Annotated in this window: 12 protein-coding genes; 7 read left to right on the plus strand and 5 right to left on the minus strand. The window is 41.4% G+C overall.

The genetic code is table 11. The features are described 5' to 3' along the window. Positions 1-11 precede the first annotated feature (11 nt). The 4 genes from hslU to priA all read right to left on the minus strand — a co-directional run bounded on the left by hslU (position 12) and on the right by priA (position 4,927). Entirely contained in the window at positions 12-1,340 is a 1,329-nt protein-coding gene (hslU, locus tag QUE03_RS01420) for an ATP-dependent protease ATPase subunit HslU (RefSeq protein ID WP_286264348.1), read from the minus strand. Between the two features lie 27 nt (positions 1,341-1,367). Then, on the minus strand, positions 1,368-1,886 hold the full coding sequence (hslV, locus tag QUE03_RS01425; RefSeq protein WP_286264351.1) for an ATP-dependent protease subunit HslV: 519 nt from the start codon (positions 1,884-1,886) through the stop codon (positions 1,368-1,370). A 145-nt stretch (positions 1,887-2,031) separates the two neighbouring features. Continuing rightward, entirely contained in the window at positions 2,032-2,586 is a 555-nt protein-coding gene (locus QUE03_RS01430) for an SPOR domain-containing protein (RefSeq protein ID WP_286264353.1), read from the minus strand. Positions 2,587-2,707: 121 nt separating this feature from the next. Continuing rightward, positions 2,708-4,927: a primosomal protein N' gene (priA, locus tag QUE03_RS01435; RefSeq protein WP_286264354.1), complete on the minus strand. Its 2,220-nt coding sequence runs from the start codon at positions 4,925-4,927 to the stop codon at positions 2,708-2,710. 241 nt (positions 4,928-5,168) lie between these two features. On the opposite strand from priA, the gene rpmE reads away from it, so the two are divergent. From rpmE to QUE03_RS01470, 7 genes are all read left to right on the plus strand, one after another. Then, positions 5,169-5,381 carry a 50S ribosomal protein L31 gene (rpmE, locus tag QUE03_RS01440; protein ID WP_286264356.1) on the plus strand — a complete coding sequence of 71 codons (213 nt, stop codon included), beginning with the start codon at positions 5,169-5,171 and terminating at the stop codon, positions 5,379-5,381. A 222-nt stretch (positions 5,382-5,603) separates the two neighbouring features. Then, on the plus strand, positions 5,604-6,161 hold the full coding sequence (locus tag QUE03_RS01445) for an RNA polymerase sigma factor (RefSeq protein WP_286264359.1): 558 nt from the start codon (positions 5,604-5,606) through the stop codon (positions 6,159-6,161). Next, positions 6,161-6,667 carry a hypothetical protein gene (locus tag QUE03_RS01450; protein WP_286264362.1) on the plus strand — a complete coding sequence of 169 codons (507 nt, stop codon included), beginning with the start codon at positions 6,161-6,163 and terminating at the stop codon, positions 6,665-6,667. Before QUE03_RS01445 ends, QUE03_RS01450 begins: the two co-directional genes overlap by 1 nt. An 11-nt stretch (positions 6,668-6,678) precedes the next feature. Next, positions 6,679-7,623 carry a DUF4097 family beta strand repeat-containing protein gene (locus QUE03_RS01455; protein ID WP_286264363.1) on the plus strand — a complete coding sequence of 315 codons (945 nt, stop codon included), beginning with the start codon at positions 6,679-6,681 and terminating at the stop codon, positions 7,621-7,623. A gap of 250 nt (positions 7,624-7,873) precedes the next feature. Then, positions 7,874-9,292, plus strand: coding sequence for a replicative DNA helicase (gene dnaB, locus QUE03_RS01460; RefSeq protein ID WP_286264364.1), 1,419 nt, complete (start codon positions 7,874-7,876; stop codon positions 9,290-9,292). Positions 9,293-9,298: 6 nt separating this feature from the next. Beyond that, the gene (gene alr / locus QUE03_RS01465; protein ID WP_286264366.1) at positions 9,299-10,399 is read left to right on the plus strand and encodes an alanine racemase; all 1,101 of its coding nucleotides are present in this window, start codon (positions 9,299-9,301) and stop codon (positions 10,397-10,399) included. Positions 10,400-10,606: 207 nt separating this feature from the next. Next, positions 10,607-12,559 (plus strand): BspA family leucine-rich repeat surface protein, encoded by a 1,953-nt coding sequence (locus tag QUE03_RS01470; protein WP_286264368.1) that lies wholly within the window; start codon positions 10,607-10,609, stop codon positions 12,557-12,559. 36 nt (positions 12,560-12,595) lie between these two features. Here QUE03_RS01470 and QUE03_RS01475 read toward each other — a convergent pair whose 3' ends face one another. Continuing rightward, a complete protein-coding gene (locus QUE03_RS01475) occupies positions 12,596-13,018 on the minus strand; it encodes a secondary thiamine-phosphate synthase enzyme YjbQ (RefSeq protein WP_286264371.1) in 423 nt (140 codons plus the stop codon). Positions 13,019-13,037 lie beyond the last annotated feature (19 nt).

A 13,037-nucleotide genomic window follows, 5' to 3' on the forward strand; every position in this document is an offset into this window, starting at 1 on the left:
TACTCAATAAATTATAGAATGAAACGGCTCAAGTCTTCGTTTTGAACCACTTCATTCAAAGTACTTTCAACATACTTAGCATCAATAATAATACTTTCGCCGGCGCGATCGTTGGCGGTGAAGGAAATTTCTTCCATTAAGCGCTCCAGCATGGTGTGTAAACGTCGTGCACCAATATTTTCAGTGCTTTCGTTTACTTGCCATGCCGCATTCGCAATCGCGTCTATGCCGTCTTTTGTAAACTCAATATCAACACCTTCGGTTTTCATTAATGCGATATATTGCTCTGTTAACGAAGCGCTGGGCTCTGTCAGAATGCGAACAAAGTCTTCAGTGGTCAGTGCCTGTAATTCAACACGGATAGGTAAGCGACCTTGAAGTTCAGGGATTAAATCTGATGGCTTAGACATTTGGAATGCACCGGATGCAATGAATAAAATATGATCCGTTTTCACCATGCCGTGCTTAGTGCTAATGGTTGAGCCTTCCACTAAGGGTAATAAGTCACGCTGTACACCTTCACGAGAAACGTCTGGACCAGAAGATTCACCACGCTTACAAATTTTGTCAATTTCATCAATGAAAACAATGCCATTTTGTTCTACAGCTTCTAAGGCTTTTTCCTTGATGTCTTCTTGATTAACAATTTTTGCGGCTTCTTCTTCTTGTAATGCTTTAAACGCATCTTTAATTTTTAACTTGCGCTTTTTGGTTTTTTCACCCGACATGTTTTGGAACATGCTCTGCAATTGTGAAGTCATATCTTCCATGCCAGGAGGCGCCATAATTTCCACGCCCATTGGTGATGCAGCTAGGTCTAGTTCGACTTCTTTATCATCCAGTTTCCCTTCGCGTAATTTCTTGCGAAACACTTGACGGGTACTGGCATTATCCGTTTTTTCATCATTTCCAAAGCCATCACGAGGATTGGGCAATAAGATATCTAAAATACGCTCTTCAGCGGCTTCTTCAGCTAAGTGTTTAACGCGAGCCATTTCTAGCTCTTTGGTCATCTTGATCGACATATCAGCAAGATCGCGAATGATTGTTTCTACTTCTTTACCCACATAACCCACTTCAGTGAACTTAGTAGCTTCCACTTTAATAAAAGGGGCGTGTGCTAGTTTGGCAAGTCGTCGTGCAATTTCTGTTTTACCAACCCCTGTAGGGCCGATCATCAAGATATTCTTAGGTGTAACTTCTGTTCGCAACTCTTCATTAAGCTGCATTCTGCGCCAGCGATTACGCAACGCGATGGCCACGGCTCTTTTCGCGTCATTTTGGCCAACAATGTGACTGTCTAATTCGGAAACAATTTCACGAGGTGTCATATTCGACATGTTTATATTCCTGTAATTTCGTACGACTTAAAGTTCATCAACCGTATGGTGTTGATTGGTGAACACGCAGATATCGCCTGCGATAGTTAAAGACTTTTCAACGATTTCTTTTGCAGATAAATCGGTATTTTCAATCAAAGCAAGGGCTGCTGATTGCGCGTAATTACCGCCGCTACCAATAGCAATCAAATCATGCTCAGGCTGAACAACATCACCATTACCGGTAATGATTAAAGAGGCGGTTTCGTCAGCAACCACCAACATCGCTTCTAACTTGCGAAGGGCACGATCGCTGCGCCAATCTTTGGCCAATTCTACGGCAGATTTAGTTAAATGGCCCTGATGCATTTCAAGCTTGCTTTCAAAACGTTCAAATAAGGTAAACGCGTCAGCAGTACCACCAGCAAAGCCAGCTAATACCTTGTCGTTATATAAACGTCTGACTTTCTTGGCGTTGCCTTTCATCACTGTATTACCCAGTGATACTTGGCCATCGCCACCAATGGCGACTTTGCCATTACGTCTTACTGAAACAATAGTAGTCACAATTAACCTCAAAAATAACGGCCGAAGCTGTCCAAAACGAATTAGGCTTCAGCATGAATAATTGTAGATTAAATGGGTTTGAATAAACGAATTTCAAGGGGAAATTCGTTTATTCAATATTATAGTGGAGGTTTTCGGAGAAGTTTTAACGCCACAGCCAAATTTGACAGCGATTGATATTGTTGCGTTTTAGTTTGTGCTTGTCTTTCTCAGCTTCTCGTTTTTTATCATATGGCCCCAAAAATACTTTGTAGTAAATGCCGTTCTTTCCTGTTGATTTGCTCACTTGAGCAATCAAACCCGCAAAAGCAATATTGGCCTTAAGGGTTTCTGCTTGCTTCATCGTTCTAAACGAACCACATTGCATTTTATATGGCCCTTTATTGACGACTTCATACTCGCCACCTTCGATTTCCTTATCACCTTGCAATTTTTCGATGTATTGCCATTTTTCTTTTGGCGGCTCCGGCAAAGTCGTTTGTTTTGCTTTTGTCTGCGCTTTGACTGGAGCAGCATGTTCGGTTGGTTTAACATCTTTTAGAAACCATAGCGAGTAAGCAAAACCCATTACCGCTATCAGTGTAAACATGGCGATTATTTTGACTTTTAACGGGGTACCTTGAGGCTCTGGTTGGCCTTTCTTTTTGTAGGGATTACTTTTTTTATTAGAAGAACGAGAGATATAATCCTGATGAGCCATGAAGTTTGAACGCAGATAAAAATTTAGCTCATTCTAACGGGGGCTAGAAAAGCTTTCAATGACATTCTCAGATAACAACAAAATTGGATCAAATTCAGCCTTTAAAGCTCCTTTGATGTTATCACCAGCTAAAATCAATCGGATCAACATCAATGGTCCAACGTACTTTTTTTGCGGTCTCTATTTGCGGTGCAATGGTCAATATGTGAAGTATCGCCTGATGTAAATGTTTTCGGCTAACGGATTGAACAATTAAGTGATACCGATATTTACCTGCTTTTTTCTCCATCGCTGCTGGGATAGGACCTGCGAGCTCGCAGTTTAGTAAATCAAGTTGGCTTAATTCCCTCAAAAAGCCACTCGGGTATGAGGGGTAGTTAGCTTCTGCTCGAATTAACGCTTGATATCCAAACGGTGGCAGTTTGGCGTACTTTCGTTCATCCAAAGCTTGTTGGGCAAAATGAGGGTAACCGTTATTAACTAGATCTTGCAGCAATGGGTGATCTGGATATTGGGTTTGAATTAATACTTGTCCCGGTTTAGATGCTCTGCCTGCTCTGCCTGATACTTGCACCAGTAATTGTGCCATTTGTTCTGCTGCCCTAAAGTCAAAACTGAATAAAGCGCCATCAACATCCAATATCACCACTAACGTCACGTCAGGGAAATGGTGACCTTTTGCCAACATTTGCGTACCAATAAGTAAGTGGTGCTGTTTGTCATGAATTTCTTGGATTACTTTAGCTAAGGCGCCTTTGCGACGGGTACTGTCTCGATCGATCCGTACAGCACTATATTTTGGAAACCACTCATTTAAGTGTTGCTCAATTTGTTCAGTCCCTTGGCCTATTGCTTGCAACCGAATGCTGCCACATTGACCACATTGCTTCATCATTCTTTTTTGGCTACCGCAATGGTGGCATACAAGTAATTGGTTATTTTGGTGGAAGGTATAAGGTTTATTGCAGCGTAGGCACTCAACTACGTGGTGACACTCTTTACAATTAATTGCGGGTGCAAAGCCTCGGCGGTTGAGAAACACTAACACTTGTTCATCTTTGGCTAGCGTTTGCTCGATGGCTTTCTTTACTGTCCCCGAAATACCATGTTCCATTTGCTGTTGATAAACATTAATCAATTTTAATGTTGCAGGGCGGCTATTTCCGGGACGCTTTGTTAACTGATGAAAATGGTACTTTTCGCTCAAAGCATTTTGTAGCGATTCAAAACTCGGCGTAGCGCTGCCCAGCACTATAGGAATATTAAGTTGCCGCGCCCGTAAAATAGCGATATCTCGGCCGTGATAGCGAAAGCTATCTTGCTGTTTTAACGAGCTATCATGTTCTTCATCAACAATGATCAGGCCAAGCTTTGGCGTGGGAGTGAATATTGCTGAACGCGTGCCGATAATAATTGCAGCATGTCCACGGTGAGCAGCGCGCCATGTGTCTAGCCGCTCTTTGTCGTTTAACCCTGAATGATGAAGAAAAATAGGCACATTAAAGCGATCTTCAAAGCGTGCTAACGTTTGTGGGGTTAACCCTATCTCCGGCACCATTACAAGAACTTGTTGGCTATTGGCAAGTACTTGTTCCATCACTTGTAAATATACTTCGGTTTTACCGCTGCCGGTAATGCCGTCAACCAAATGACAAGAAAACTTGTCAAGGTTTGAGGTCATCGCTGAGACAACGACGGCTTGCTCAACAGATAACTGTAATTTGTTGCTTGCCTGTAGATGATCGTCGTGCCAAATAAAGGGAGCAGGGATCAGCTCTTGTTCTTCAATTAATGATTTTTTTTCAAGCGCATTGAGTTGCGTTTTAGCGTATCCCAATGTGCGCAATTCTGACCATGAAATGCCTTGGTGATGATGGATCAATGCTAATAGAGCTTTTTGCTTATGTGCTGATTTGCTAAATTGCTTTAGTGCTTCTTCATGGTCAACAGCAGTTGAAACCCAAAGCTTCTCAAAGCTCAAATCAGGTTGTTCAATCTGTCTGAACAGAACAGGCAAAGCGAGTTGAATTACTTCACCTATTGGGTGGTGATAATATTGCGCACAAGTGCGCAAGAATGTCATTAGTGACGCATCAAAATGATACTGATCTTGTAGCCGGCTTATAACATCTTTTATTTTATTTTCATCCAAGTTGCAAAGTGCCGTGTCATTTTCTTCAACAACTCCAAGCACAACGCCTACAACTTGCCTATGACCAAAAGGTACGAGAACGCGCTCGCCAATAATAACTGATTGATTTGTCAGTGAGTCTGGTAGTCGATAAGTAAAGATTTGCCTCAGTGGTACCGGTATCGCCACTTGTAAAAAACGCTGGGTCACAAGAAAATTACTTAATTAAATGATGGTTTTATTTTGACGAGAGTGCATGCAACTGCCAAGCAATAAATATGATATTTTTGCAAAAGCTGTTTTTTGTTTATTTTTTTACCATTATTTAAGGGAAAACAGTTGCAGCAAGGCTACAGATCCCATAAAATGCGCCTCCATAAATTTTTAACTCGTATGGTGCTTAGCAGAATGGCTGACTAAGTGGCGATGCGGACCGAAACAGAGGTTTCCCATGAAAGAAGGTATTCACCCGAATTACACTGAACTAAAAGCAACTTGTTCATGTGGTAATGTTATTACTGTTGGCTCTACAGCAGGTAAAGACTTACATTTAGATGTATGTTCAGAATGTCACCCATTCTACACTGGTAAGCAAAAAGCTGCTGAAACTGGTGGTCGTGTTGATAAATTCAACAAGCGCTTCGCAGTGCTTGGTAAGAAGTAATTTAAATTTACTTCTTAGAAAAAAGCGCCAACATGGCGCTTTTTTTATATTCAGGATGAATGATATGTCGCGGTTTCATGGATGAAAGAGAGCGACGGCGTACAGAAAATACGCTCGAATACCTCATACAAATATCCCTTCAAAAATATTTTAACTTTCTTTTAAACCCTTTTCATTCATACTGCATCTAATACTACAAACACCAAGTAAAGGATTTTTCGGTTGGATAATCATCAAGTTATCGATGCAAAAAATCTGTTCAGTCAAGATGAAGAAAAAGCCATCATTGTTAAAGCCCAGCAGGGCGAACAACAAGCTTTTCATCAACTATATGAACTGTATCATCGGCGAATGTACGCACTATGCTGGCGCATGCTAGCAGATAAAGGCAGTGCAGAAGATGTCTGCCAAGAGGTTTTTGTGCAACTGTGGCAAAACATCCGTAATTTCAGGGGGGATAGCAAGTTCAGTACTTGGCTTCATAGTGTGGCAACTAACGTTGTCTTAGGGCATCTAAGAAAGCATAAAAACTGGCTGCAAAAAGTTTTTAGTCTTGAAGATAATCCACAGCAAGAAGCGTGTGTTGAACTGGAAGAGCTATCAACTCTGGACAAGCAAATTATGCGTTTACCAGAGCGTGCTAGATTGGTTTTTGTGTTGTTTGCTGTTGAAGGTTATCGACATGAAGAAATCGCAAAGATGTTAAATATGGCGGTGGGTTCAAGCAAAGCTCAATACCACCGAGCAAGAAATTTATTACAAGACTGGGTCGAGGTGTAATGATGAGCATTTCAGATAGAGCATTACAACAACATATTAATGAGTTGCCAAAAGAGATGTCTCCAGAGCGTGATCTATGGGTAGGTATTGAAAAGGCCATAGAACATCAGTCTCAGCAATCGACGGTAGCACCAACAAAATCATCGTTTAAAACACCTGTTGCCTGGGCTGCATCAGTGGTTGCTGCGGTATTGTTAACGTGGCTGGGAAGTGATATTTATGCACCCATGACAGCCGCGCCGCCAACCGTTGCTGTACAAATGCATCAGCAATTTGAGCAGCAAAAAAACATGATATTGACCAGCTTTGGTCAGCCTAAATTGAAAGAGCTACCGGTCGCGATGCAAGAGGAGTTACAACAGCTTGAAAAAGCGCGTTCTTCAATTGAGAAAGCGTTAGCCGATGATGAAAACAATTCAGACTTAATTGACTTGCTTCGCTGGACACAACAGCAAGAACTGAAGTTGATAGAGCGTTTATACAGCCCGCAGTGGCAAACTATTTAGAGGTCGTTAAAATGAAAATTTCTACAATGTTAATCCCGTTAAGTGTATTGTTCTCGGCTATGTTATTTGCTGGCGAGAAAGTTGATGATTCACTGTCTGTCGATGGAATCAATGTGGCCTCTATCGATATCCCTCGTGGTGATGTAATAATCATTGGGACGTCTGGAAATATACTGTCAGTGGTTGGTGAACTAGACGAAAAAATGGATAAGTTCATTTTTGAAAAGTCAGGTAGTGAAATTCAGTTAGAAGTCAAAATGCCACGTCATCAAAACAGCCATTGGGATAATGACGGCTCTAAATTAACGATTAAAGTGCCAAACAGCATTAAAGTGAACTTTGAAGGGATTTCGACCAACGTGGACGTTGAAAACTTAACGAAAGGTACTGAAATTCAGACCATTAGTGGTGATATTAAAGCGACAAAATTAACTGATCACATTGAGCTTAATTCGATCAGTGGTGATATCACTTCATCGTCGCTAAATGGCAAAATCACCTTGTCGACCGTGAGTGGTAATATTGTTGATAAATCGTCAGCGGGACGTCTACAACTTAAAGCAATCAGTGGTGATATCGACACAACGTCGGCGGCGAATGAAGTGTCAATCAGCCAAGTGTCAGGAGAAGTAGAATTTACTTTGTCAAAGGTTGATGATTTAAAGATTAAGTCCGTCAGTGGTGACGTTGATGGTAAAGTGGAACTAAGCGATGATGGCCGAATTAAAATGTCAGGCGTGAGTGCAGATTTATCGTTAGCACTTCAAAAAGGCGTTGATGCCAATTTTAAATTCTCCGCAACTGCAGGCGGTAGTATTAAAAATAGCTTAACAAATGACAAAGCTCAGCGTGCGAAATATGGCCCTAGTTCAAAGCTTAACTTTTCAACTGGCAATGGTGGTGCATCGGTTAAAGCAAGCGTTGTTAGCGGTAAGATTAAAATCTCCGAGTATTAGTTTTTTCAATAATAGACACAACAAGCAGCGCATAGTCGCTGCTTTTTTTTATCAAGAATAAACAAACTCCATTTGTATTGATAGATGTTGGGTTGGCAATACCTACCAAAATTTATCTTAACCAAATACGATTAAAACCTCATGAAACTCGCATTATTAAGTGGCTTGGGTATAATAAATCTCTTATCAAATTTTCGACGTAGACATGTCATTTATCACTTAGATAAATGCGTGTGAAAAGGTATTAAAAATGGCCGATTTCAAGGCTAATAAGTTTTCAAAAGACAAAAGGTTTACAAAAGACGCTCAAGTAGAGGCACTTAAAACACCTCCTCATTCACTGGAGTCGGAGCAATCTGTACTCGGTGGTTTGTTACTTGATAATGAAACGTGGGATCGGGTTGCTGAAAAAGTGGTTGCTCAAGATTTTTATACCCGTTCACATCGCTTAATATTTGAAACTATTGGTGCCTTAATTGAGTTAGGCGAGCCCGTCGATTTGATTACGTTATCGGAAGCGCTTGAAAACGATCAAAAGCTTGAGGATGCTGGCGGCTTTGTTTATCTCGCAGAGATGATAAAAAACACGCCAAGTGCAGCGAACATCGTTGCATATGCAGAGATTGTCCGTGAGCGCGCGGTAACGCGTGAAATGATAAGTGTTGCCAATGAAATTGCAGAGGCTGGTTATGATACGCAAGGACGAACCAGTGCCGACTTACTCGATCTTGCCGAAACTAAAGTATTCCAAATTGCGGAGGCTCGAGCAAATAAATCGGAAGGACCAGAGAATATTCATGCGGTTTTAGAGAAAACTGTCGACCGAATTGAAAAACTGTATCAACAACCACATGACGGTGTAACAGGTGTTTCAACTGGATTTGCTGATTTAGATAAAATGACCGCTGGTATGCAGCCTTCAGATTTGATCATTGTGGCGGCTCGTCCATCTATGGGTAAAACCACTTTCGCGATGAACTTGGCAGAAAATGCTGCGATGACCGCCGATAAACCTGCGTTAATTTTCAGTCTGGAGATGCCTTCTGAACAGCTGATGATGAGGATGCTGGCGTCACTTGGCCGTATCGACCAAACCAAAATTCGTACTGGTCAGCTAGACGACGAAGACTGGGCAAGGCTGTCGTCCACAATGGGGCTGCTTATTGAAAATGGTAAAATGTTTATTGATGATGCCGCGGGCTTAACGCCGACCGAAGTACGTTCTCGTGCTCGTCGTATTGCCCGTGATCATGGTGGCTTGAGCATGATCATGATTGACTATTTACAATTAATGCGTGCGCCACAATTTGCTGATAACCGTACTTTAGAAATTGCCGAAATTTCTCGCTCGCTAAAAGCTTTGGCTAAAGAGTTGGAAGTGCCAGTTATTGCACTCTCACAGCTAAACCGTAGTTTGGAGCAACGTTCGGATAAACGCCCAGTTAACTCAGACTTACGTGAATCGGGCTCTATTGAGCAAGATGCCGATTTGATCATGTTTATCTATCGTGATGAGGTTTATCACGATGACTCTGAATTCAAAGGTATGGCTGAAATTATTATAGGTAAACAACGTAACGGCCCTATTGGACGTGTACCACTTACTTTCCAAGGCCAGTTTTCTCGCTTCGATAACTATGCGGGACCACATGTACTTGAAGAAGACTAGCGTTCAATGACAGTCAAAACAGCAACCGCCAAAATCGATTTACTGGCATTAAAAAATAATCTACAGGCCATTAAAGATAAAGCATCGAATAGTAAAATTTTAGCAGTACTAAAAGCCAATGCTTATGGCCACGGGCTAGAGCGAATAGCCAAGGCATTGTGTGAAGAAAGTACCTTTAAAGATGCTTTTGGTGTAGCTCGAATTGATGAAGCTTTGGCCTTAAGAAATGCAGGTATAGTAAACCCTATCGTGTTGTTGGAAGGTTTTTTTTCTGCCGAAGATTTAGCGGTCATCTCAGTAAATAATCTAGAAACAGTAGTTCATAATCAACAACAGCTTGATGCCATATTACAAGCTCAAATCGATAAGCCGTTAAAAGTCTGGCTCAAAGTAGATACTGGAATGCATCGATTAGGTGTTAGCCCAGAGCAATTTGATGGCATTTATCAGCAGCTTGTAGCCAGCCAAAATGTTCACGTAGATATTATTCTAATGAGCCACTTAAGTTGCGCAGATGATACGTCTAGTTCGCGCACGACAGATCAAGCAGACCTATTTGAACGTTTAACTTCTGATAAACATTGCCAACGCAGCCTAGCCAATTCAGCAGGCATTTGCGCTTGGCCAGAAACTCACTATCAGTGGATTCGTCCGGGATTAATGCTCTATGGCGTATCGCCAATGGAACCTGAGTTATCGGTTAACGCTCAAGCATTAGATATTGAACCGGTGATGACCTTACAAGCAAGTTTGATAGCTAAAAGAAAAATAGCCATGGGTGAAGCGGTGGGTTATGGTGCGACGTGGGTTGCTGACAAGGAAACTCATATTGGTGTGGTCGCTATAGGTTATGGAGATGGCTATCCCCGTCATGCATCTAATGGTACTCCAGTATTGCTAAATGGCCGTATTGTACCATTGGTGGGCAGGGTATCTATGGATATGATAACCGTCGACTTAGGTGCTGAAAGTGATGATAATATTGGCGACATAGCGACCTTATGGGGGCATGGTTTACCTGTTGAAAGTGTCGCTCAATTTGCTACAACTATTCCCTATGAACTATTGTGCAATATCACCCGTCGAGTGCGAATTGATGTGGTGTAGCTTATACAATGGCCTGATATGAATGTATGCGAATAACCTTTCGTTAAACCTAGAAATGAAAAATAATGGTTTCCTTCATTTGCGGATATATATCAACATATTGGCAATATATTCAACCCTTTTGTTGATCTATTCATTAAAGTGCGTGAAGCTGTGCACTACTGAATGAAGACATTCCTATAACTCATAAAAATCACGGATGATGACATGAATTTGAACTCAAAGTATAGTCAACTACGTTTTCTCGCAACTTGCCTGTTGTTAATTTTTATACAAGCTTGTGGAGGTTCGGGGGCTGATTCTGAGTCAACTGCATTGCCAGATACAACCGCGCCAATAATTGTACTTAATGGCGAAACCACTGTTTCATTATTCATTCATGAAACATATGAAGAACTTGGCGCTAGCGCTAAGGATGACAGAGATGGCTCCGTGAATGTTCATATAGAGGGTGATGTTGATACGCGCAAACTTGGGCATTATATCATCACCTATAGTGCAACAGACAATGCAGGTAACACTGCCACTTCATCTAGGAAAATTGAAATTGTACCAACAGCAGATACATTACCTCCTGTCTTGACACTAAATGGTCATCAGCATATTACCTTATTGTTAAACGAGGATTACATCGAGTTTGGCGCAACTGCTGTAGATAAAAATGACGGTGAAATAAGTGTGTCAATAACAGGTGAAGTCGATTCGACTACAACTGGTGAATATACTGTTAGTTACTCTGCAACTAACAGTGAGAATAATGTTGCTCAGGTTAAACGATATGTCGTTGTAGCTTCGCCTGTTGAATTTATTACTACATGGCAAACCAATCTACCTGATAATACTGAGCATCTCACTGAATCACTACCTAATCAAATCACCATCAGTACATTTGGAGAGGGGTACAACTATCGTGTGGACTGGGGAGATGGGAGTTTTGATGAACACGTTACGGGGAATATCAAGCACACCTATGAAACTTTTGGTACATACGATGTCCGGATAAGTGGAGACTTTCCTCAACTCAACTTTTCTGAGCCTTCTGTGATTGGGGGAGAGTCGTCTGGCAATTATTATACTGACGACGCTATTAAGCTACGATCAATAAAGCAGTGGGGTACAAATAAATGGCGCTCTATGCGCCAAGCATTTGCTTATTGTGAATTTCTAACAATTGACGCAATTGATAACCCTGATTTATCAGATGTGACGAATATGTCCCGCATGTTCATAGGTGCCTTGAGCCTCAATCAAGATATAAGTGCTTGGGACGTTTCCAATATCACTGATATGAGCGACATGTTTTCTTTTACATACAGTTTTAATCAAAATTTAAGCTCATGGGATGTCTCAAATGTAAAGAATATGAAAGGCATGTTCTTCGGAGCAAGCATCTTTAATCAAGACCTGAGTTCATGGAACGTTTTAAATGTTACGGATATGAGCGACATGTTTGCAGGCGCAGCTATTTTTAATCAAGACCTAGGTTCATGGGATGTCTCAAACGTGACAAATATGGGCGGGATGTTTAATGGTGCTAAGGCGTTTAATCAAGATTTAAGCTCATGGGATATTTCAAATGTTATGGATATGAGCGGCATGTTTGCAGGCGCAGCTATTTTTAATCAAGACCTAGGTTCATGGGATGTCTCAAACGTGACGAATATGGGCGGGATGTTTAATGGTGCTGAAGCGTTTAATCAAGATTTAAGCTCATGGGATGTTTCAAGCGTGACAAATATGGGCGCGATGTTTAATGGCGCTAAAGCGTTTAATCAAGATTTAAGCTCATGGGATGTTTCAACTGTGACGAATATGAGCCTAATGTTTAATGACGCAAAAGTTTTTAATCAAGACTTAAGTGTATGGCATGTTTCAAGTGTTACTACTATGGGAGGAATGTTTCTGAGGGCTGAAGCGTTCGACCAAGACATAAGCTCGTGGGATGTATCTAATGTAACAGCAATGCAGTGGATGTTTATTGGGTCGCCGCTATCGACTCTTAATTATAATGCTCTTCTAATGGCGTGGAGTAATCTGCCTTTACAAAGCAATGTTGTGTTCAGTGCAGGCGATAGTACATATTCAAGAGCTGCTAGTACCTACAGAGATATACTCACTAATGTTTATGGTTGGAGCGTATATGATGGTGGCGTAGATTAACTCTGGTAACGTTGAACTTTCCTAATCGTACGAAAATTACTGCTCGCCCTGAATAGTGGCAATAATTGTACGCTCGCCACCATGGTCTCGATGTTCGCCTAAGTAAATCCCTTGCCATGTGCCCAAATTTAACCGCCCGTTTGTGATTGGAATAGACACGCTGGCGCCCAAGGTACTTGCCTTAATATGTGCTGGCATATCATCACTGCCTTCATAGGTGTGTTGATAATAACGGGCATTTTCGGGTACAAATTGATTAAAGTGTGCTTCCATATCACTGCGCACCGTAGGGTCAGCATTTTCATTAATGGTTAGTGAGGCGGAAGAGTGCTGAATGAACAAGTGTAATAATCCGCACTCGATATTAGCAAGCACTGGCAGTTGTCGAATAATATCGTTAGTGATCAAGTGAAATCCACGTGTTCGTGCTGTAAGGCTAATCGTTTGTTGTTGCCACATTTCTTTTCCTTTTTGCTTT

Source organism: Thalassotalea atypica (genome assembly GCF_030295975.1).
GTDB classification, from domain to species: Bacteria; Pseudomonadota; Gammaproteobacteria; order Enterobacterales; family Alteromonadaceae; genus Thalassotalea_F; species Thalassotalea_F atypica.